The organism is Streptomyces sp. NPDC038280 (assembly GCF_055600045.1).
Map to the genome: position 1 here is coordinate 103,106 of NZ_JBVJYZ010000005.1, position 20,908 is coordinate 124,013.

Here is a 20,908-nt window from a genome sequence, read left to right on the forward strand (position 1 = left end):
CCGGCGCCTCACGCCGCGGCGAGCGCCAGGTCGTACAGGTCGGTCTCGAGCGGCGCGGCGGCGGACATGTGCCGTACGGACGGCGAGGAGCCGTGCGCCTCGGCGCTGATGCGCTGCTTGATCGTCGGCGGCAGGGACCGGCTTCGCGCGCTCGGCCCCCGGTACACCGGCTGGGCGGGCACGGAGGCGAGGAGCACCCCGGTCGCGTCGGCGGCCGGCTCCTTCGGCTGCTGGACGGCGGGCTGCTGCGCGGCGGTCGCGGGGCTCGCGAGGCCGACGGAGGCGAGCAGGGCGAAGAGAAGAGAGATGAAGGCGGTCCAGAACTGCTTGACCTTGACGGCGGCCATGGCCCCTCGCTTTCGGTGGTGGGCGGTCGTGGGCGAACTATGGTGCTTGATGCGGGATGGGCGGATTAATCCGTTCCCAACGGTTCATTCCGAGTTGCGCGATCTACATACCTTCCTCATGATGTGTACGCACGGGCGGATAGCGGGGAGCAACGCCACCCGTGCGCAGATCTTCAGATGAACACCACCCGTACGGCCCAGCCGAACACGGACAAGAGGCGTTCCCGCCTGTCGTACGCCCCCCTTCCGGCCCGTCCGCGAGAGCTTGTGTCTTTCGCCGGACGGGCCGCCGCTGATCCGGCGGCGAGGCTGTGCGGCCGTGTGGTGAGAGGGCAGAGCGATGAACATTTCGACGGGTGATGTGTTCGGTGCGCCGTGCTGGGTGAGTCTGATGACGCGGGACCTGGAGGCGACCCAGCGCTTCTACAGCGCTGTGCTGGGCTGGCAGTTCCGGCCCGCCGGGCTGGGTGAGGCGTTCCGCACGGCCGAGCTGGACGGGCTTCCGGTGGCGGGCATCGGGGCGCTGGCGGGGGACTTGGCCGTGCCCGTCGCGTGGACTCCGTACTTCGCCGTCGACGACGCCGATGTGGCCGTGTCCCGGATCCGCGAGCGGACGGGCACGGTGGCGGTGGGCCCGGTCTCCTTCGCGTCCCGTGGGCGGGCGGCGCTGGCGGCCGACCGTGAGGGCGCCGTCTTCGGTATCTGGGAGGGCCGCGTGCACTCGGCCTGGCGGGTCGGGGAGGGACGGGCCCCGGCCTGGCTGGAGCTGCGTACGAGGAACGCCTTCGACGCCGCGATCTTCTACGGGGAAATCCTGGAGTGGGCGACCGGCCGGCCCGGATCCTGCGAGGTGTCCTACGAAGAGGACCAGGTCGTCCTGCGCCAGGGCGGGGAACCGGTGGCCCGGCTGAACAGCGAGGCCGTGGAGGAGGCCGCGTACGAACCGCGGCTGCGGCCCCGCTGGCACGTCCATTTCCGGGTTCCCGAGCTGGAGTCCGCCATGAAGGCGGCGGCCTCTCTCGGCGGGAGCGTGGTCTCCGCCGTGGAGTCCGACGAGGCCGAGCGCTGGGTGACCCTTCGCGATCCCGACGGGGCCCTGTTCGACATCACTCAGGCGCTCGGCAGCCCGGGCGGCCGGCCCTGATCCGTGCAAACGCCCGAGGATCCCCGCCGGTCGGCCGCCGGTGACACGGAACCCCAGGGGAAAGGCAGCGGGAAGGGCAATGAGAAAGGCCCTCCGGTCCGCGTCGCGCGCGGGCCGGAGGGCCTTTCGTCCGGTGGAGCCTAGGGGAGTCGAACCCCTGACATCTGCCATGCAAAGACAGCGCTCTACCAACTGAGCTAAGGCCCCGGAACGAGACCAGAGTACCGGGTCACCCCCCGGATCCCGCAAAAGGATTGGGACTCCCGGTCGGCGACCACGCTCCGTAAGATGCACGTCGAGGTTCGCAGTGGCGAACCGCAGGGATGGGGAGACGTCATGGATGCAGCGCAGCAGGAAGCCACGGCCAGAGCCAGAGAGCTTCAGCGGAGTTGGTACGGCGAGCCGCTGGGGGCGCTCTTCCGAAGGCTCATAGACGACCTGGGCCTGAACCAGGCGCGGCTCGCGGCAGTGCTCGGACTGTCCGCCCCCATGCTCTCCCAGCTGATGAGCGGCCAGCGCGCCAAGATCGGCAATCCTGCCGTGGTCCAGCGTGTCCAGGCCCTGCAGGAGCTGGCGAGTCAGGTCGCCGACGGCAGTGTGAGCGCCGCCGAGGCCACGGACCGGATGGACGAGATCAAGAAGTCCCAGGGCGGCTCGGTCCTCACCGGCACCAGCCAGACCACCAACAGTTCGGGTGCGCCGACCGTGCGCCGGGTGGTCCGGGAGATTCAGTCGCTGCTGCGCTCGGTCTCGGCGGCCGGCGACATCATCGATGCGGCGGAGACCCTCGCCCCGAGCCACCCGGAACTGGCAGAGTTCCTCCGGGTGTACGGCGCCGGACGCACCGCGGACGCGGTCGCGCATTACGAGTCGCACCAGAACTGACAGTCCGCCGGTCTGAACAGCACGGGGCGGAACAAGACCGGAACAGGGAACGACGCCGGAACAGGGAACTGGGAGCGGGCGCAGCGCAATGGGTGAGGTCTTCGCTGGTCGGTACGAGCTGATCGACCCGATCGGCCGTGGTGGGGTCGGTGCCGTATGGCGCGCCTGGGACCACCGCCGCCGCCGGTATGTCGCGGCCAAGGTGCTGCAGCAGAGCGACGCGCACACGCTCTTGCGCTTCGTCCGCGAGCAGGCCCTGCGGATCGACCACCCGCATGTCCTCGCCCCGGCCAGCTGGGCCGCGGACGACGACAAGGTGCTGTTCACCATGGATCTGGTGAGCGGCGGTTCGCTGGCGCACGTCATCGGCGACTACGGACCCTTGCCTGCGCGTTTCGTCTGCACACTGCTGGACCAGTTGCTCGCCGGTCTCGCCGCGGTGCACGCCGAGGGGGTCGTGCACCGCGACATCAAACCGGCCAACATCCTGCTGGAGGCCACCGGGACCGGGCGGCCGCATCTGCGGCTGTCCGACTTCGGCATCTCGATGCGCAAGGGCGAGCCACGGCTCACCGAGACCAACTATGTGGTGGGGACGCCTGGTTACTTCGCTCCCGAGCAGATGATGGGCGCGGAGCCGGACTTCACGGCCGACTTGTTCGCCGTCGGCCTGGTCGCGCTCTATCTCCTCCAGGGCCAGAAGCCCGACGCGCAGGCGCTCATCGAGCACTTCGCGGCGCACGGGACGCCCGGCGCCCCCCAGGGCATCCCCGAGCCCCTGTGGCAGGTCCTCGCGGGCCTGCTCCAGCCCGATCCGGCCGCGCGCTTCCGTACGGCCACGGGCGCGCGCAAAGCGCTCACGAGCGCCGTCGACATGCTGCCCGAGCCGGCTGCCGACGAGGAGCCGGTCGAGGTCTTCGACCAGATCGGTCCCCTGCCGGCGGGCTTCGGCCCGAACGGCCCGGTCGCCCCGGAGCCGAGCCCCACCACGCCCGCGACCGACCAGCCCGCGTTCTCCCCGTCCGAGACGGGCAGCTTCCATCTGGTGCCCCCGCCGCAGCCCCAGGCCGCGCGACCGGAGCAGCAGTCCCACCCACAGCTCAATCCACAGCACAACCAGGCCACACCTCCCCCGCAGCCCTCTGCCCCCGTCGCCGCTCACCCCGCCTCCCCCCTTCCGGCCTCCGCGCCGGACTTCGCGCAGGCCCCCACATCCGCGGTGCCGTATCAGCAGCCTCCTACTCGTCAATACACCGCTCACGGCGTTCAGGTTCCCGCCCAGACCGCCCCGGTTTCCCCCGCGGCCGTGTCGCCCGCGTTCCCGACTCCGCCCCCCGCGGCCGTCTCCGACGGCGACAAGCGACCGGGACCGCCCCCGAAGGTGGCGATCCCGGTACTGATCGTGGCGCTCATGTGCTTCGCGGTCGGCATCTGGGCCCTCACCCAGGCCTGACCTCCGCGGCCGCCTGTCTCACCAGGAGGCGGGCGGCCCCGACTGCGGCGGCCCTCCCTGTCCCGAGGACGCGCCCCCGGACGAGGCCGCGGCTCCCCGCCGCCGGGCGACGACCGTCCACACCGCCAGTCCCAGCAGAAGCACGGTCCCGGCACCGATCCCGGCCACCGCGACCAGACGCATCGTGTCGCTCCGCGCCGCCTCCGGTCCGCTCTGCCCGCTCGCGGCCGCTTCCTTGTCCTCCTCGGTGACCGTGAAGATCCCGGGGGACCCGTCGTACGCGGGCGCCGTCCGTGCCTGCCCGGTGACGTTCACCCGCAGCGTCAGCGGCAGGGCCTTGTCGCCGTACGCCCCGGCCACCTCGGGGTTGAGCGTGGCCGACAGGTAGTACCAGCCGGCGAACCGCATGGCGTTCGTCTCCTCGCTGGAGGCGTAACGGTTCTCGTACGCCACGGGCCGCTGCGGCTCCAGCGCCACCTGGTTCTGCTTGCCGTCGTACGCGACCGTGTTCTGGTCGACGTGACCACGCGCCGGGTTGTCCAGCGACAGGACGAGCGCGCTGCCGATGTAGTCGGTGCCCGTCGAGCTGCTGCCGAGGGAGGCGGTGGCGAAGATCTGCTGGCCCCAGTCGACCGGCACCCGGTAGTAGAGCGTCTGTCCGGGCTTGATGTCGTCCCGCCACTCACCCTGCTCGAGGCCGGTGGCGTCGACGTAGCTGCTTCCGCCCGCGCGCTTCTGCGGGCCGCCGGCGGGCGGCGGCGGCGACGCCGAGGGCCAGCTGTCCGGCACCGACGTCGGCCTCGCCGCCTTCAGCGCGGGCTCGGAGTCGTAGCGGATCTCCAACTGCCAGTCGTCGGGCGTGGACGTGCTCTTACTGGTCCGCTCGACCAGGACGTAGTAGGCGCCCTGCTGCTGGCAGTTGGTACCGTCGGCCTTGATGGTCCGCGAGGCGTACGCGGCCAGGGGACGGGTGAACCCGGCGGACTCGAAGTGGGTGTCGCGCGAGCTGCACTGCGTGCTGGAGCCGTCCTGCAGGCTCACGCTGATGCCGTCGCCGTATTCGGCCTTGGCCCCGGGCTTCGGCACGGCGACGACGGAGACGTACGCGTTCGTCTTCGCGTCGAGGTCGACCCGGTAGTAGAGCTTGCCGTCCTTCTTGATGGAGTCCCGGTAAACCGATCCCGCGTCCAGGCGCTGTGCGTCGCCGCTGGACACGGCGCCCTTGACGGTCTTCGCACTGCTGTCGAAGACGTACGGGCTCTCGCCGGCCGCCCACGCCTGCCCGGGCAGCGCCGCCACGCACATCGCCGCCACCACGGCGGCCGTCACCCGGCCGCTGCCGCGCTGCCTCTTCACGCGTCTCTCCTCGTCGTCTCCATGGCCGCCCTGCGCCATACCAGCGCGAGCACCGCTCCGGCGATCAGGACGACCGCGCCGCCCGCCACGGCGGCGGCCACGGTGCCGGTCCATCCTGCCCCGCCCGTCCCACCGCTGTCTGCGCGTGCGGCCGAATCGCGCCCCTTGTCCGCCTTGCCCCCGGTCACCATCGACGCTCGCCGTGACGAGGGTGCCCGGGCCCGGTTCGCCCGTCGCCGAGCACGGCCACGCGGGCCATCCGCCGGACGACGCCGATCTGCGGCTTCCGCGCGATCTGCGCGGCCCGCGGCCCCAGGGCTCACTCAGTTTTGCTCTTGCAAGCAAATGATTTGCGTAGGCGAAGTCGCGGAGCCGCTGCCGGGGTCCCGCGACAGCACGAAGCCCCGGCCGTTTACACGGCCAGGGCTTCGTCAGCAGACTTTGCGCGTCTCACACACCCGAACCTGCGGGCACGGAGTCGGTCGCCTCCGTCCACAGATCCTGCTCGGCGCGATCCGCCTGGATCTGGCGGTACACGAGGAGCCCGCCGATGGCGGCCAGTGCGACCAGGAGGAGCTTCTTCACCGCGCGACCTCGTCTTTCCTTGACGTAGGAGACTTCTGGCGCCCCACAATACACACCGACCGATATCGATCGGTGACCTACCGGGGGGTCAACTACCTTCTCCGCCGCACGTGTCGCCGTGCGCGGCGAACGGCGATCGGCCCGACCCGGAGTCGGCGCCGTACGGCGCGGGGCGGCGGAGGCGGTCCGGAGATGCCGAAGGGCCCCCAGTCTGATCGACTGGGGGCCCTTCGCACTGTGGGGCTAACAGGATTTGAACCTGTGGCCTCATCCTTATCAGGGATGCGCTCTAACCAACTGAGCTATAGCCCCTCCGCGCTGCGCGCTGACCTCTGAAGATTAGCGCACGGAGGCGGTAGCTCCAAAATCGGTTGGTTCGCAGGTCACTCGTCCTCGGCCAGCGTCAGCTCCACGCCGCCCACGAAGCCCGCCGACAGGTTGTAGATGAAGGCGCCCAGCGTCGCCAGCGCCGTGGCCAGCACCACATCGATGACCGCGATCACCGAGGTGAAGATCAGCACGCGCGGCAGCGACAGGAACGACTGGAGGTCGAAGCCATTGCTCTCATTGGAGCCGGTGGCCTCGCTGATCGTGCCGCCGACCGTGGAGAAGACGCCCATGGCGTCCATGACCATCCAAAGGACCGCGGCCGCCACGACCGTGCAGATGCCCAGCGCGATGGAGAGCAGGAAGCTGACCTTCATCACCGACCACGGGTCGGCCTTGGCCACCCGCAGCCGCGCCTTGCGCGTCCGGGGGGTCGTCTTGGCCCCGGTGCGCGGCCGGCGCACCGTCGGGCCGCCCTGGCCGACGTAGGCCGGCGGCGGCTGGTAGGGCTGGCCCGGCTGCTGCGCGGGCTCACGCTCGCCGGGCAGAGGCCCGTTCGGATAAGCCTCGTACGAGGGGTTCGACCCCCGAGTGTCCGTCACCACAACCCCCTGGGAGTCCGTGGCAGGGCCACGGGCACCGTTCGCTCCAGCAGCGGCCGATCCGGCGCCCGTGGCTCCACTCACGCTCTACTCCTCGTGCTCCGCGGTCGAGGGCTCGGTGCCCTCGACGGCCTCGGTCTCGACGCCCTCGGTGTCCTCGACACCTTCGGCGTCCTCGGCCCCGACGGCCTCTTCGGCTTCGGCACCGGCCTCGGCATTGCGAGCGATACCGACGACGGCATCGCGCTTGCCCAGGTTGATCAGTTGGACGCCCATGGTGTCACGCCCGGTCTCCCTGACTTCGTTGACTCGCGTGCGAATCACACCACCGGACAGCGTGATGGCGAGGATCTCGTCGGTCTCCTCGACCACCAGCGCGCCGACCAGGGAACCACGGTCCTCCACGATCTTGGCGGCCTTGATGCCCAGGCCACCACGGCCCTGGACGCGGTACTCGTCGACGTTGGTGCGCTTGGCGTACCCACCGTCTGTGGCGGTGAAGACGAACGTACCGGGCCGGACGACATTCATCGAGAGCAGCTCGTCGCCCTCGCGGAAACTCATCCCCTTGACGCCGGACGTGGCTCGTCCCATCGGCCGCAGCGCGTCGTCGGTGGCGGTGAAGCGGATCGACTGCGCCTTCTTGCTGATGAGCAGCAGATCGTCCTCGGCCGACACCAGCTCCGCGCCGATCAGCTCGTCGTCGCTGCCGTCCTCGGTCTCCCTGAGGTTGATCGCGATGACACCACCCGAACGCGGCGAGTCGTAGTCCTTCAGCGCGGTCTTCTTGACCAGACCGCCCTTGGTGGCGAGCACCAGGTACGGAGCGGCTTCGTAGTCGCGGATCGCCAGGATCTCGGCGATCTGCTCGTCCGGCTGGAAGGCCAGCAGGTTGGCGACGTGCTGGCCGCGCGCGTCCCGGCCGGCGTCCGGGAGCTCGTACGCCTTCGCGCGGTAGACCCGGCCCTTGTTCGTGAAGAACAGCAGCCAGTGGTGGGTCGTCGACACGAAGAAGTGGTCGACGATGTCGTCCTGCTTCAGCTTGGTGCCGCGCACGCCCTTGCCGCCGCGCTTCTGCGAGCGGTAGTCCTCGGTCTTCGTACGCTTCACATAGCCGCCACGCGTGATGGTGACGACGATGTCCTCCTCGGCGATCAGGTCCTCGATGGACATGTCACCGTCGAAGGGCACCAGCTTGGAGCGGCGGTCGTCGCCGAACTTCTCGACGATCGTCGCCAGTTCCTCGCTGACGATGCGACGCTGGCGCTCCTCGGAAGCGAGGATCGCGTTGTACTCGTTGATCTTCGCCTGGAGCTCGTCGTGCTCGGCGACGATCTTCTGGCGCTCCAGGGCGGCGAGCCGGCGCAGCTGCATCTCGAGGATGGCGTTGGCCTGGATCTCGTCGATCGACAGCAGGCCCATCAGGCCCTCGCGGGCGACCTCGACCGTGTCGCTGCGCCGGATGAGGGCGATGACCTCGTCGATCGCGTCCAGCGCCTTGAGCAGACCGCGCAGGATGTGGGCCCGCTCCTCGGCCTTGCGCAGCCGGAACCTGGTCCGGCGGACGATGACCTCGATCTGGTGCGTCACCCAGTGGCGGATGAACGCGTCGAGCGAGAGCGTGCGCGGCACACCGTCGACGAGCGCCAGCATGTTGGCGCCGAAGTTCGTCTGGAGGTCGGTGTGCTTGTAGAGGTTGTTCAGGACGACCTTGGCGACCGCGTCGCGCTTGAGCACGATCACCAGGCGCTGGCCGGTCCGGGAGGACGTCTCGTCGCGGACGTCGGCGATACCGCCGATCTTGCCGTCCTTCACGAGGTCGGCGATCTTCTGCGCGAGGTTGTCCGGGTTGGTCTGGTACGGCAGCTCCGTGACCACCAGGCACTGGCGGTTCTGGATCTCCTCGACCTCGACGACCGCGCGCATCGTGATCGAGCCACGACCGGTGCGGTACGCCTCCTCGATGCCCTTGCGGCCCACGACCAGCGCGCCGGTGGGGAAGTCCGGGCCCTTGATCCGCTCGATGAGCGCGTCCAGGAGCTCCTCGTGCGTGGCCTCCGGGTGCTCCAGCGCCCACTGGGCACCGGCCGCGACCTCGCGCAGGTTGTGCGGCGGGATGTTGGTGGCCATACCGACGGCGATACCGGCGCTGCCGTTGATCAGCAGGTTCGGGAAGCGCGCCGGCAGGACCGTCGGCTCCTGGTTGCGGCCGTCGTAGTTGTCCTGGAAGTTGACGGTCTCCTCGTCGATGTCCCGGAGCATCTCCATCGACTGCGGCATCATCTTGCACTCGGTGTACCGCATGGCGGCGGCCGGGTCGTTGCCCGGGGAACCGAAGTTGCCGTTGGAGTCGACGAGCGGCATGCGCATCGACCAGGGCTGGGCGAGGCGCACGAGGGCGTCGTAGATCGAGGTGTCGCCGTGCGGGTGGTACGTGCCCATGACGTCACCGACGACACGGGCGCACTTGTAGAAGCCCTTCTCGGGCCGGTATCCGCCGTCGTACATCGCGTACAGCACCCGGCGGTGGACGGGCTTGAGACCGTCCCTGACGTCCGGGAGGGCACGCGACACGATGACGGACATCGCGTAGTCGAGGTACGACCGCTGCATCTCGGTCTCGAGCCCGACGGGCTCGACCCGCAGAGCGACGGGCTCCTCTTCGGGGGTGACAGGAGTGTTCTCGTCGGCCATTGCTGGTCTTCAGTCCTTTCGTGCGGTCAGCTGAGACCGACTCAGATGTCGAGGAAGCGGACGTCCTTGGCGTTGCGCTGGATGAACGAGCGCCGCGCCTCCACGTCCTCACCCATCAGCACCGAGAAGAGGTCGTCGGCCTGTGCCGCGTCGTCCAGCGTGACCTGGCCGAGCACACGGTGGTCCTGGTCCATGGTGGTGATGCGCAGCTCCTCGGCGTTCATCTCGCCGAGGCCCTTGAAGCGCTGGATCGAGTCCTCGCGGATGCGCTTGCCGTTCTGCTTGCCGAGCTCGACGAGCGCGTCGCGCTCGCGGTCCGAGTACGCGTACTCGAAGTCGTCCCGACCCCACTTGATCTTGTACAGCGGCGGGCGGGAGAGGTAGACGTGCCCCGCCTCGACCAGCGGCCGCATGAAGCGGAAGAGGAACGTCAGCAGCAGCGTGTTGATGTGCTGACCGTCGACGTCGGCGTCCGCCATCAGAATGATCTTGTGATAGCGGAGCTTCTCGATGTCGAAGTCCTCGTGGACTCCGGTGCCGAACGCCGAGATCAGCGCCTGGACCTCGGTGTTCTGCAGGATCTTGTCGATCCGGGCCTTCTCGACGTTCAGGATCTTGCCTCGGATGGGCAGGATGGCCTGGTACATCGGGTTGCGGCCGGACTTTGCCGAGCCGCCGGCGGAGTCACCCTCGACGATGAAGATCTCGCACTTGGTGGGGTCGTTCGACTGGCAGTCGGAGAGCTTGCCGGGCAGCGACGCGCTCTCCAGGAGCCCCTTGCGGCGGGTCAGGTCACGGGCCTTGCGGGCGGCCACGCGGGCCGTCTGGGCCTGGATCGCCTTGCGGATGATGTCCGCGGCCTCGTTGGGGTTGCGGTCGAACCAGTCCGTGAGGTGCTCGTGCACGACCTTCTGGACGAAGGTCTTGGCCTCCGTGTTGCCCAGCTTGGTCTTCGTCTGGCCCTCGAACTGCGGCTCGCCCAGCTTGACGGAGATGATCGCCGTCAGACCCTCGCGGATGTCCTCGCCGGAGAGGTTGTCGTCCTTCTCGCGCAGCAGCTTCTTGTCGCGCGCGTACCGGTTGACGAGACCCGTCATGGCGGCGCGGAAGCCCTCTTCGTGCGTACCGCCCTCATGCGTGTGGATCGTGTTCGCGAAGGAGTAGACACCCTCCGTGTACTGCGAGTTCCACTGCATCGCGATCTCGGCGGAGAGCAGCCGCTCCTTGTCCTCGGCCTCGATGTCGATGACCGTGGGGTGGATCAGCTCGCCCTTGCGCGAGTTCAGGTACTTCACGAAGTCGACGATGCCGCCCTCGTAGTGGTACGTGACCGTGCGGACCTTCTCCGCCTCGCTCGCGCTCTCGGCGGCCTCGGGGTCGTCCGCGTCCAGGACGGCCTTCGCCGACTCCCGCTCGTCCGTCAGACGGATGGTCAGTCCCTTGTTCAGGAACGCCATCTCCTGGAAACGCCGCGACAGCGTCTCGAACGAGTACTCGGTCGTCTCGAAGATGTCACCGTCGGCCCAGAAGGTCACCGAGGTGCCCGTCTCGTCGGTCTCCTCGTGGCGCTCCAGCGGCGCCATCGGCACACCGAGCTTGTACTCCTGCGTCCAGCGGTGGCCGTCGGTCCGGATCTCCACCGCGACCCGCGTCGACAGGGCGTTCACCACGGACACGCCGACGCCGTGCAGACCACCGGAGACCGCGTAGCCGCCGCCGCCGAACTTTCCGCCCGCGTGCAGGACGGTCAGCACGACCTCGACGGCCGGCTTCCCTTCCGACGGGACGATGCCCACGGGGATACCGCGGCCGTTGTCGACGACGCGCACGCCGCCGTCGGCCAGGATCGTGACGTCGATCATGTCCGCGTGACCGGCCAGGGCCTCGTCGACGGAGTTGTCGACGACTTCCTGGACCATGTGGTGCAGACCACGCTCGCCCGTCGACCCGATGTACATGCCGGGGCGCTTGCGAACCGCGTCGAGGCCCTCGAGGACGGTGATCGCGCTGGCGTCGTACGAGGCAGTCACCTCGCCGTTCGCGCCGGCAGCAGTGGACGGAGTGTTCTCGTTGGGGTTGCCGGAATCGGCCACGAAGCGCCCTTTCTGGCACAGCACAAGCCGTTCTCCGGGCATACGGGAGCGGCTGCGTCGTTCGACATGTTCCGCGATGGGGCGGGATTGTCTACCAGTCTACCGGTAGCGCCGACATGAATGGGGGTTTGCCGGTACCTGAGTCCGCATGTGCCGCCCTGAACCGGAGCGGCCCGACTCCCCATATCCGGGAAGGGGCTCCAAGAGGCTCTGACGGGCACCCAGCGCTTCGGGCTGTCACGGGTTGTGTGGGCGGGCGCTCCGGAGCCGGTTTCCGCTCGCTCCTGTGTGCGGCTCCGCCGTCCGCTCCCTATCCGTACGTGTCCCCGGGCCCCACCGAGCCCGGCGCTCGGAGCGGTCCGTACCCCCGGCGGGGGCCGCCGGGGCCCAGCACCTTGATCAGCCGTACCGTCCCCTGACCGAGGTCCTCGTTCAGACGGGCCACCAGCCGGGGGGCCAGCAGGCGCAGCTGCGTCGCCCAGGCCGTCGAGTCGCACTGCACGGTGAGTACGCGCTCGTCCGGGTCCTCGTCGTACCGCAGCGGGACACAGTGCTTCGCGAGGTCGTCTCCGACGATCTGCGGCCACCGGCCCATCACACCGCCCACCGCGGCCGGCGTCTCCCAGCCGCGCTCGGTGATCAGCCGGTTGATCGCGGCGCCGAGGGGCAGGGGATCGCGCCCGTCCGCGCGGGCCCCCGACCGCAGTCCGCCGCCGCGCTTGGCCTGCTTCTTCTGCTGCGCCGCCGCGCCACGTGCCCGCGCCTGTTCCTTGGCGGCACGCAGCGCCACCCGCGCCAAGTCGACGCCCGACGCCTCGGGAACGCCGGGCGCGCCCGGTGCGGGGGTCCCGGCGGCGGGCAGGCCGGAGCCCGCGGCGAGGTCCGGAAACTCGGGGGAGTTGTTCATACGCGCTCGACCGCGCCTTCCGCGACCGTGTACCGCGCGCCCGCCAGCACCCCCGGCACATCGTCGTCGACCGCGGCCGTCACGAGCACCTGTTCGCCCGTCGCGACCAGCTCCGCCAGCCGTTCCCGGCGTCGCGCGTCCAGCTCGGCGAACACGTCGTCCAGGACGAGCACCGGCTCGTTGCCCTCCGCCCGGAGCAGGTCGTACGACGCCAGCCGCAGCGCCAGCGCGTACGACCAGGACTCGCCATGGCTCGCGTAGCCCTTGGCCGGCATCTCGCCCAGCTTGAGCAGCAGCTCGTCGCGGTGCGGGCCGACCAGGGTCACGCCCCGCTCGATCTCCTGCTTGCGGACGTCGGCGAGCGCGGCGATCAGCTGCTCGTACAGCTCCTCGCGGGTGTGCGCGTCGCCCGCCGCGGATCCTCGGTACTCCAGCGAGACCGGCCCGCCGCCCGGCGCCAGCTGCTCGTACGCCTTGTCCGCCAGCGGCTGGAGCGTCGCGATCAGGTCGAGCCGCTGGGCGAGCAGCTCCGCGCCCACCCGCGCCAGATGCTGGTCCCACACATCGAGCGTGGACAGATCCATCGACCGTCCGCCGTGGCGCCGAGCCATCGCGGCGCTCTTCAGCAGCGTGTTGCGCTGCTTGAGCACCCGCTCGTAGTCGGAGCGCACGCCCGCCATGCGCGGCGCGCGCGCCGTCAGCAACTCGTCCAGGAAGCGCCGGCGCTCCCCGGGGTCCCCCTTGACGAGCGACAGGTCCTCGGGCGCGAAGAGGACCGTGCGGACGATCCCCAGTACGTCCCGGGGCCTGACCTGTGAGGACCTGTTGATACGCGCCCGGTTGGCGCGGCCCGGGTTGAGTTCGAGCTCAACCAGCTGGGAGCGCTCGCCCTGGGTGACGGCGGCCCGGATGACGGCGCGCTCGGCGCCCATCCGGACGAGCGGCGCGTCCGAGGACACCCGGTGGCTGCCGAGCGTGGCCAGATAGCCGACCGCTTCGACGAGGTTCGTCTTGCCCTGGCCGTTCGCCCCCACGAACGCGGTGACGCCCGGGTCGAGCGGAACCTCGACCCGGGCGTAGGACCGGAAGTCGGCCAGCGACAGATGCGTGACATGCATGATGTGCGCCGACCTTCCCCCGGCGTGGCCGTGCGCCGGAGCACACAGCCTGTGGATTACTTCTTCGACTCGACCGCGTGGCCACCGAACTGGTTGCGCAGTGCGGCGATCATCTTCATCTGCGGCGAGTCGTCCTGGCGGGACGCGAAGCGCGCGAACAGCGAGGCGGTGATCGCGGGCAGCGGCACGGCGTTGTCGATCGCGGCCTCCACGGTCCACCGGCCCTCACCGGAGTCCGCGGCGAACCCGCGCAGCTTGTCGAGGTGCTCGTCCTCGTCCAGCGCGTTGACGGCCAGGTCGAGCAGCCAGGAGCGGATGACCGTGCCCTCCTGCCAGGAGCGGAAGACCTCCCGCACGTCGGTGACGGAGTCGACCTTCTCCAGCAGCTCCCAGCCCTCGGCGTAGGCCTGCATCATGGCGTACTCGATGCCGTTGTGGACCATCTTCGCGAAGTGGCCCGCGCCGACCTTGCCCGCGTGCACGGCACCGAACTCGCCCTCGGGCTTGAGCGCGTCGAAGATCGGCTGGACCCGGGCGACATGCTCGGCGTCGCCGCCGTACATCAGCGCGTAGCCGTTCTCGAGACCCCAGACGCCGCCGGAGACGCCGCAGTCGACGAAGCCGATGCCCTTGGCGGCGAGCTCCTCCGCGTGCTTCTCGTCGTCCGTCCAGCGGGAGTTACCGCCGTCCACGACGATGTCACCCGGGGAGAGCAGCTCGGCCAGCTCGTCGACGGTGGACTGGGTCGCGGCACCGGCCGGGACCATCACCCACACGACGCGCGGGCCCTTGAGCTTGCCCACAAGCTCCTCGAGGCTGTGGACATCCGCGAGGTCCGGGTTGCGGTCGTATCCGATGACGGTGTGGCCTGCGCGGCGGATGCGCTCACGCATGTTGCCGCCCATCTTGCCAAGACCGACGAGACCGAGCTCCATCAGAGATTCCTTAAGCGTCGTGTGCGGTTCGTACCCGCGTCCGAGCCTACGCCGGGACACGGGCGCACACCTGTGGGGTCAGCCGCTCAGTCGACCGCTCGGCCGACCCGCGCGAAACGCGGTCGGCCGGGCGGAGGAACGGTCTCAGCCGCTGAGGCGGACCGGCATGATCAGGTACTTGTACGCTTCGTCGGCCTCGGCGTCCACCGCCGGCTTGCCGCTCAGCAGCGCGGGCTTGGTGGAGGTCGTGAAGGACAGCTGTGCGACCGGGGAGTCGATGGCGCTCAGACCGTCCAGCAGGAACGTCGGGTTGAAGGCGATCGAGATGTCGTCGCCCTCCAGGTTGGCGTCGACCCTCTCCACAGCCTGTGCGTCGTCGCTGGAACCGGCCTCCAGGATCAGGACGCCCTGCTCGAAGCTGAGCCGCACCGGGGTGTTCCGCTCGGCCACCAGGGCCACGCGCTTGACGGCCTCGACGAACGGAGCGGTCTCGATCACCGCGACCGAGTTGAACTCGGTGGGGAAGAGCGTCCGGTACTTCGGCAGATCGCCCTCGAGCAGACGCGTGGTCGTGCGGCGTCCCGCCCCCTCGAAACCGATCAGACCCTCACCCTTGCCGGAGCCCGAGAGCGCCAGGGTCACCGTGTCACCACTGGTCAGCGCCTTGGCGGTGTCCAGCAGGGTCTTCGCGGGCACCAGGGCGACCGCGGACGCGTCCGGGGACTCCGGCTTCCACAGGAACTCGCGGACCGCGAAGCGGTAGCGGTCGGTGGAGGCCAGGGTGACGGTGTCGCCCTCGATCTCGATCCGCACACCGGTGAGCACCGGCAGGGTGTCGTCACGGCCGGCGGCGATGGCCACCTGCGCGGCGGCGGAGGCGAAGACCTCACCGGGGACGGTGCCGGTCGCGGTGGGCATCTCCGGCAGGGCCGGGTACTCCTCCACAGGCAGGGTGTGGAGTGTGAATCGCGACGAGCCGCAGACCACGGTCGCCCGTACACCGTCTGTGGAAATCTCCACCGGCCGGTTGGGGAGAGCGCGGCAGATGTCGGCGAGCAGCCGGCCGGAGACCAGGACGGTGCCGTCCTCCTCGACCTCGGCCTCCACCGAGACGCGGGCCGAGACCTCGTAGTCGAAGCTGGAGAAGCTGAGCGCGCCGTCCTCGGCCTTCAGAAGAAGGCCCGCGAGTACGGGCGCCGGCGGACGGGCCGGGAGGCTGCGGGCCACCCAGGCCACCGCCTCCGCGAGTACATCGCGCTCCACCCGGATCTTCACCGGAACCGCCTCCTGCTGTTGCTGGCTCGCCCTGCTGGCTTTCGTCGTCTGGCTCGGTGTCTCCCCACCGGAGGCAGGGGACGTTGCCGGGGACCAGTCTGACGCACGCCGCCGACAGTCGGTGCGGCTCGGGGTCAAGTCGCCGCGAGAGGCCTCGGTGGCTCCGGGGCCGAGTTGTGCACAGGGCCTTCTTCGAAGCGAATTTCCCGGTAACTCTAAGTGGGAGTAGTAGTAGGGCCTGTGGAAACGGTGGATAACGTCGTTTTCGCAGGTCACCGCCCATTTTTTGTCCACCGTGCCTGTGGGCGGGACCGGTGGACAACCTGCCCTTTCTGTGGACGCCGGAAAGTTCTGCACACCCGATGCACAGGCGACGGGGAGTTCTCCCCAGCGTCGTCCCCAGCTTTACCCACCTTCCCCACAGGCCAACCGACCACCTTGGTGTGACGGCTTTCACTCGAGCCGGTGAGGACGGGCGTTTCGTTGCCGAACAGTGGACAGCGGTGTGGAGAAGCTGTGGGCAAGAGCGCTCTGCCTGTGGGCCGCCGGTGGACAACGCCGGTGAGCCCCTGTGGACAGATGATCTGTCCACAGGCTGTGGAGCGCGGTTGACCACAAATCCACAAGGCTCTGACCTGGAATGATGATCTCTCGAGCAGACTGCCTGTGGACACGGTCTGGACAACCCACCAGTCCCCAGGCTGTGGACGGAAGATTCTCCCCAGATCTGTGGAGAACGGCTCCCCGCGCCTCGGTATTCGAACAGGGCGGCGGCGCGCGTCTCCGCCCGGACGCCCCCTCAACGCCCCCGTGGCGCCCCCCGGCACGGCGAAGGACGCGCTCCGCGAGGACGAAGGACGCCCCTTCCAACGACGAAAGACGCCCCGGAACGGTGTCCCGGGGCGTCCTCGGAGGGCTCTGTCGGCCGGCGTGTCAGCCGTTCTTGATGCGGTTGGTGAGCTCCGTGACCTGGTTGTAGATGGAGCGCCGCTCCGCCATCAGGGCGCGGATCTTGCGGTCGGCGTGCATCACCGTCGTATGGTCCCGGCCGCCGAACTGCGCGCCGATCTTCGGCAGCGACAGATCGGTGAGCTCCCGGCAGAGGTACATGGCGATCTGGCGGGCCGTCACCAGCACCCGGCTGCGCGAGGATCCGCAGAGGTCCTCCACCGTCAGCCCGAAGTAGTCCGCGGTCGCCGCCATGATGGCGCTCGCGGTGATCTCGGGGGCCGAGTCCTCGCCGCCGGGGATCAGGTCCTTCAGCACGATCTCGGTGAGCCCGAGGTCCACCGGCTGGCGGTTGAGGCTCGCGAAGGCCGTCACCCGGATCAGGGCGCCCTCCAGCTCGCGGATGTTGCGCGAGATCCGCGAGGCGATGAACTCCAGTACCTCCGGCGGGGCGTTCAGCTGCTCCTGCACGGCCTTCTTCCGGAGGATCGCGATCCGCGTCTCCAGTTCCGGCGGCTGCACATCGGTGGTCAGACCCCACTCGAAGCGGTTGCGCAACCGGTCCTCCAGCGTCACCAGCTGCTTGGGCGGCCGGTCGGAGGACAGCACGATCTGCTTGTTGGCGTTGTGGAGCGTATTGAAGGTGTGGAAGAACTCCTCCTGCGTCGACTCCTTGCTCGCGAGGAACTGGATGTCGTCGACCAGCAGGATGTCCACATCGCGGTAGCGCTTGCGGAAGGTGTCGCCCTTGCCGTCACGGATCGAGTTGATGAACTCGTTGGTGAACTCCTCGGAGCTCACATAACGCACCCGCGTGCCCGGGTAGAGGCTGCGCGCGTAGTGCCCGATCGCGTGCAGCAGGTGGGTCTTGCCGAGCCCCGACTCCCCGTAGATGAAGAGGGGGTTGTACGCCTTGGCGGGCGCCTCGGCCACCGCGACGGCCGCCGCGTGGGCGAAGCGGTTCGACGACCCGATGACGAAGGTGTCGAAGAGGTACTTGGGGTTGAGACGGGCGTGCGGTTCGCCGGGACCCGGTCCCTTGCCGGAGGAGGAACCCATGGAGCCGGGCCCTCCGCCCGGACCTCCTCCGGGGCCTCCATGGCGCTGGGCCTGCGGGTCGGGCAGCTCGGCGCGCTCCGGGCGCTGCTGCTCGTACTGCGGGCGGTCCTGGCTCTGCGGGCCGCGATAGTCGTGCTGCGGCTGCTGGGGACGCGGTCCGGTGTACGGGTCCCGCTCCTGGAACCCGCCCAGGCGCTGCTGTTGCCACAGGTCCTCCTGGACGCGCGGCCAGGACCCGGGGTCGGGGCGCTGCTGCTGGTACTCCGGGTAGGCGGGGCGCACGGTCGGCAGCCCGTCGTCGGGCATCTGCTGGCGGTGCCCGTAACCGTCGTACGCGTCCTGGCGCGGGCGCTCGTCGTAGCGCGGCTGCTGCACGGAAGGCGCGGACGGCGCGGGCTGCTCGCCGACCGACTCGTCGACGGTGATCGCGATACGGATCGGGCGGCCGCACTCACGGCTGAGGGTGTCACTGATCAGCGGCGCCAGCCGGCCCTCGAGAACGCGCTTGCCCCACTCGTTGGGCACGGCGAGCAGAGCGGTGTCCGCCACCAGCGCGAGAGGCTGGCAGCGCTCGATCCACTGCTTGTCCTTGGGCTCGATGCCCTGCTGGCCCTCCCCGAGGAGCTGATCCAGCACCCGTGGCCACACTGCGGCAAGATCGGCAGGTACGTCAGCCACAGGGCACGCTCTCTCGCAGGTCCCACGAATGTGTGGTTCTCGGGACGGTCTGTAAGGACAGGTAAGGACACAAGGGGAAAAGATTCGGAGTTCAGCCACGGTAGTCGCGGCGGCTGACGTGGTTCAAGTTGTTGTCCACAGCCTGTGCACAGTGTGGGGCAGCGAGCGGTTGGTTTGACCGGATGGCGTAGCCGCGCGTACCGTAACGTGGTCGAGTTGTCGATGGCTGCTGCCGCCTGCCTCCGATGGGCAAAGATCACGGTCTGTGATCGTGAAGCGGTGCACTCGGGCGTATTGCGAGCTTCTCGTGGGCGCACGGTGACAGCCAGGCGATGTCCCGCCACCAACGAATCATTTCTGGAGCCCCCGAGTGAGCAAGCGCACCTTCCAGCCGAACAACCGCCGTCGTGCCAAGACCCACGGCTTCCGTCTGCGCATGCGCACCCGCGCCGGCCGCGCCATCCTGGCGAACCGCCGTGGCAAGGGTCGCGCGAGCCTGTCCGCCTGACCGCTACAGGTCATGACGTGCTGCCTACCGAGAATCGGCTGAGGCGGCGCGAGGACTTCGCAACCGCGGTACGCCGAGGACGCAGGGCCGGTCGCCCGCTACTCGTCGTCCATCTACGCAGCGGTGCCACGGACCCGCACGCGCCTGGGGAGAGCGCTCCCCCGACGCGTGCGGGTTTCGTCGTGAGCAAGGCCGTGGGCGGGGCGGTCGTCCGTAACCAGGTCAAGCGGAGACTGCGCCACCTCGTTCGCGACCGGCTGCCCGGGCTGCCCCCCGGTAGCCTGGTTGTCGTACGGGCGCTGCCCGGAGCGGGCGACGCCGAGTACCCACAGCTGGCCCGAGACCTGGATGCCGCTCTTCAGCGGTTGCTGGGAGGGGGCATGCGATGAAGTACCCGTTGCTGGCTCTGATCAAGCTGTACCAGTGGACGATCAGCCCGCTTCTCGGACCTGTCTGCCGGTATTACCCGTCGTGTTCCCACTACGGATTTACGGCTATCGACCGGCATGGCGCGGTGAAGGGCACGGCCCTGACCGCCTGGCGCATCCTGCGGTGCAACCCGTGGTCGCCCGGTGGCGTGGACCACGTCCCGCCGCGCAAGCGCCCTCGTTGGCACGAAATGCTGCGCAACGCACTGCGCGGCGGCAAGGGCGGGCACTCAGCCGAGACGAGCCCGGCCGCAGAGACCTCGCCCAATGCTCAAGGAGCCTGATTAGTGGACACGATTGCCAGTTTTTTCAGCTTCATCACCACGCCTGTCTCATGGGTGATCGTCCAGTTCCACAAGTTGTACGGGGCGATCTTCGGGCCTGACACAGGCTGGGCCTGGGGTCTGTCCATCGTGTCCCTGGTGGTGCTGATCCGGATCTGTCTGATCCCGCTTTTCGTGAAGCAGATCAAGTCGACCCGGAACATGCAGGCGCTCCAGCCGAAGATGAAGGCGATCCAGGAGCGCTACAAGAGCGACAAGCAGCGTCAGTCCGAAGAGATGATGAAGCTGTACAAGGAGACGGGCACCAACCCGCTCTCCTCGTGCCTTCCCATCCTGGCGCAGTCGCCGTTCTTCTTCGCTCTGTATCACGTGCTGTCGTCGATCGCCGAGGGCAAGACGATCGGTGTCATCAACAGGCCGCTGCTCGACAGCGCCCGTGAGGCACACATCTTCGGGGCGCCGCTGGCGGCCACCTTCACGGACAGCGCCGAGAAGGTCGCTTCCCTGGACGCTTCGATCACCTCGGTCCGCATTGTCACGGCGATCATGATCGTCATGATGTCGGCGTCGCAGTTCTACACGCAGCGCCAGCTGATGATGAAGAACGTCGACCTCTCGGTGAAGACCCCGTACATGCAGCAGCAGAAGATGCTCATGTACATCTTCCCGCTGATCTTCGCCGGTATGGGCATCAACTTCCCCGTCGGTGTCCTCGTCTACTGGCTGACCACCAACGTGTGGACCATGGGCCAGCAGATGTACGTGATCAACCAGAACCCCACCCCGGGCAGCAAGGCCCAGGACGCCTACCTGCAGCGGCTGCTGAAGAGCGTCACCCTGCACGGTGAGGTGCGCGGCCGTCGTCGGCGGAACATCGTCCAGGCCATCGTCGCCAAGGGCAGCGACCGCAACGAGAACGAGCGCCGCTTCTTCGTCGGCCTCTCCAAGGCCGGCTTCGCCGCACAGCCCGACGGGACGGTCGCCAAGAGCGACACCGTCGCGACCGAGTCCGAGGCCGCCGGTGCCGCGAGGCGTCAGCAGCCCAAGCGCCAGACCAAGGCCCAGCGCCAGTCCGCCGCTGCCCAGAGCGCGGCCAAGGCCGCCGAGGACTCCGCGGCCTCCACCGAGGAGCCCAAGACCTCGCTGGAGAAGAAGGACGAGCCGCAGGACGCCAAGCCGAAGCAGGCGGGCAAGTCGCCCTCCGGCTCCTCACGCCAAGCCAAGTCCGGACAGCGCAAGGGCCAGCAGCGGCCCAAGCACCCGTCCTCCAAGAAGTAGAAGG

At 69.1% G+C, this 20,908-nt stretch carries 18 protein-coding genes and 2 tRNA genes; 7 read left to right on the top strand and 13 right to left on the bottom strand.

Annotated elements, in window-relative coordinates; all coding sequences use genetic code 11:
- Window positions 1-8 precede the first annotated feature (8 nt).
- Window positions 9-347 (bottom strand): DUF6344 domain-containing protein, encoded by a 339-nt coding sequence (locus tag ACZ7J0_RS13570; RefSeq protein ID WP_470886945.1) that lies wholly within the window; start codon window positions 345-347, stop codon window positions 9-11.
- Window positions 348-687: 340 nt separating this feature from the next.
- Between ACZ7J0_RS13570 and ACZ7J0_RS13575 the strand changes: the two genes are divergently transcribed.
- The gene (locus tag ACZ7J0_RS13575) at window positions 688-1,491 is read left to right on the top strand and encodes a VOC family protein (protein WP_470886947.1); all 804 of its coding nucleotides are present in this window, start codon (window positions 688-690) and stop codon (window positions 1,489-1,491) included.
- A 134-nt stretch (window positions 1,492-1,625) separates the two neighbouring features.
- On the opposite strand, the gene ACZ7J0_RS13580 is transcribed toward ACZ7J0_RS13575, so the two are convergent.
- A tRNA-Ala gene (locus ACZ7J0_RS13580) sits at window positions 1,626-1,698 on the bottom strand.
- Window positions 1,699-1,827: 129 nt separating this feature from the next.
- Here ACZ7J0_RS13580 and ACZ7J0_RS13585 point away from each other — a divergent pair.
- Complete coding sequence (locus ACZ7J0_RS13585; RefSeq protein ID WP_470886949.1) at window positions 1,828-2,376, top strand: helix-turn-helix domain-containing protein; 549 nt, start codon at window positions 1,828-1,830, stop codon at window positions 2,374-2,376.
- Between the two features lie 88 nt (window positions 2,377-2,464).
- Window positions 2,465-3,829 (top strand): serine/threonine protein kinase, encoded by a 1,365-nt coding sequence (locus ACZ7J0_RS13590; RefSeq protein ID WP_470886951.1) that lies wholly within the window; start codon window positions 2,465-2,467, stop codon window positions 3,827-3,829.
- Window positions 3,830-3,847: 18 nt separating this feature from the next.
- Here ACZ7J0_RS13590 and ACZ7J0_RS13595 read toward each other — a convergent pair whose 3' ends face one another.
- From ACZ7J0_RS13595 to dnaA, 11 genes are all read right to left on the bottom strand, one after another.
- Window positions 3,848-5,185, bottom strand: coding sequence for a hypothetical protein (locus ACZ7J0_RS13595; RefSeq protein WP_470886953.1), 1,338 nt, complete (start codon window positions 5,183-5,185; stop codon window positions 3,848-3,850).
- A 450-nt stretch (window positions 5,186-5,635) separates the two neighbouring features.
- Complete coding sequence (locus tag ACZ7J0_RS13600) at window positions 5,636-5,770, bottom strand: DLW-39 family protein (RefSeq protein WP_003958712.1); 135 nt, start codon at window positions 5,768-5,770, stop codon at window positions 5,636-5,638.
- A gap of 238 nt (window positions 5,771-6,008) precedes the next feature.
- Window positions 6,009-6,082 (bottom strand) — tRNA-Ile (locus ACZ7J0_RS13605).
- 71 nt (window positions 6,083-6,153) lie between these two features.
- On the bottom strand, window positions 6,154-6,699 hold the full coding sequence (locus tag ACZ7J0_RS13610; protein ID WP_470886955.1) for a DUF3566 domain-containing protein: 546 nt from the start codon (window positions 6,697-6,699) through the stop codon (window positions 6,154-6,156).
- 87 nt (window positions 6,700-6,786) lie between these two features.
- Window positions 6,787-9,393, bottom strand: a complete 2,607-nt coding sequence (gene gyrA, locus ACZ7J0_RS13615) for a DNA gyrase subunit A (RefSeq protein ID WP_470886958.1) — start codon at window positions 9,391-9,393, stop codon at window positions 6,787-6,789.
- A gap of 41 nt (window positions 9,394-9,434) precedes the next feature.
- Entirely contained in the window at window positions 9,435-11,510 is a 2,076-nt protein-coding gene (gene gyrB / locus ACZ7J0_RS13620; RefSeq protein WP_470886960.1) for a DNA topoisomerase (ATP-hydrolyzing) subunit B, read from the bottom strand.
- Between the two features lie 286 nt (window positions 11,511-11,796).
- Window positions 11,797-12,393: a DciA family protein gene (locus ACZ7J0_RS13625; protein WP_470886962.1), complete on the bottom strand. Its 597-nt coding sequence runs from the start codon at window positions 12,391-12,393 to the stop codon at window positions 11,797-11,799.
- Entirely contained in the window at window positions 12,390-13,511 is a 1,122-nt protein-coding gene (recF, locus tag ACZ7J0_RS13630) for a DNA replication/repair protein RecF (RefSeq protein WP_470886964.1), read from the bottom strand. Before recF ends, ACZ7J0_RS13625 begins: the two co-directional genes overlap by 4 nt.
- A gap of 56 nt (window positions 13,512-13,567) precedes the next feature.
- Entirely contained in the window at window positions 13,568-14,446 is an 879-nt protein-coding gene (gene gnd / locus ACZ7J0_RS13635; protein WP_470886966.1) for a phosphogluconate dehydrogenase (NAD(+)-dependent, decarboxylating), read from the bottom strand.
- A 144-nt stretch (window positions 14,447-14,590) separates the two neighbouring features.
- A complete protein-coding gene (dnaN, locus tag ACZ7J0_RS13640; protein ID WP_470886968.1) occupies window positions 14,591-15,721 on the bottom strand; it encodes a DNA polymerase III subunit beta in 1,131 nt (376 codons plus the stop codon).
- Between the two features lie 933 nt (window positions 15,722-16,654).
- Window positions 16,655-18,406, bottom strand: coding sequence for a chromosomal replication initiator protein DnaA (dnaA, locus tag ACZ7J0_RS13645; RefSeq protein WP_470886970.1), 1,752 nt, complete (start codon window positions 18,404-18,406; stop codon window positions 16,655-16,657).
- A gap of 370 nt (window positions 18,407-18,776) precedes the next feature.
- Between dnaA and rpmH the strand changes: the two genes are divergently transcribed.
- From rpmH to yidC, 4 genes are read left to right on the top strand one after another with little or no spacing between them, the layout of a single operon-like run.
- The gene (gene rpmH / locus ACZ7J0_RS13650) at window positions 18,777-18,914 is read left to right on the top strand and encodes a 50S ribosomal protein L34 (protein ID WP_006381191.1); all 138 of its coding nucleotides are present in this window, start codon (window positions 18,777-18,779) and stop codon (window positions 18,912-18,914) included.
- Window positions 18,915-18,931: 17 nt separating this feature from the next.
- A complete protein-coding gene (gene rnpA / locus ACZ7J0_RS13655; RefSeq protein ID WP_470886973.1) occupies window positions 18,932-19,303 on the top strand; it encodes a ribonuclease P protein component in 372 nt (123 codons plus the stop codon).
- The gene (gene yidD, locus ACZ7J0_RS13660; protein WP_468708951.1) at window positions 19,300-19,626 is read left to right on the top strand and encodes a membrane protein insertion efficiency factor YidD; all 327 of its coding nucleotides are present in this window, start codon (window positions 19,300-19,302) and stop codon (window positions 19,624-19,626) included. The genes rnpA and yidD overlap by 4 nt, the downstream gene beginning before the upstream one ends.
- Window positions 19,627-19,629: 3 nt before the next feature.
- A complete protein-coding gene (gene yidC, locus ACZ7J0_RS13665) occupies window positions 19,630-20,904 on the top strand; it encodes a membrane protein insertase YidC (RefSeq protein ID WP_470886975.1) in 1,275 nt (424 codons plus the stop codon).
- Window positions 20,905-20,908: the final 4 nt, after the last annotated feature.

Bases quoted from the DNA above. Each gene is read 5' to 3' on its own strand.
- ACZ7J0_RS13570 (WP_470886945.1), bottom strand. From the start codon at position 347: ATGGCCGCCGTCAAGGTCAAGCAGTTCTGGACCGCCTTCATCTCTCTT.
- ACZ7J0_RS13575 (WP_470886947.1), top strand. From the start codon at position 688: ATGAACATTTCGACGGGTGATGTGTTCGGTGCGCCGTGCTGGGTGAGT.
- ACZ7J0_RS13585 (WP_470886949.1), top strand. From the start codon at position 1,828: ATGGATGCAGCGCAGCAGGAAGCCACGGCCAGAGCCAGAGAGCTTCAG.
- ACZ7J0_RS13590 (WP_470886951.1), top strand. From the start codon at position 2,465: ATGGGTGAGGTCTTCGCTGGTCGGTACGAGCTGATCGACCCGATCGGC.
- gyrA (WP_470886958.1), bottom strand. From the start codon at position 9,393: ATGGCCGACGAGAACACTCCTGTCACCCCCGAAGAGGAGCCCGTCGCT.
- ACZ7J0_RS13625 (WP_470886962.1), bottom strand. From the start codon at position 12,393: ATGAACAACTCCCCCGAGTTTCCGGACCTCGCCGCGGGCTCCGGCCTG.
- recF (WP_470886964.1), bottom strand. From the start codon at position 13,511: ATGCATGTCACGCATCTGTCGCTGGCCGACTTCCGGTCCTACGCCCGG.
- gnd (WP_470886966.1), bottom strand. From the start codon at position 14,446: ATGGAGCTCGGTCTCGTCGGTCTTGGCAAGATGGGCGGCAACATGCGT.
- yidD (WP_468708951.1), top strand. From the start codon at position 19,300: ATGAAGTACCCGTTGCTGGCTCTGATCAAGCTGTACCAGTGGACGATC.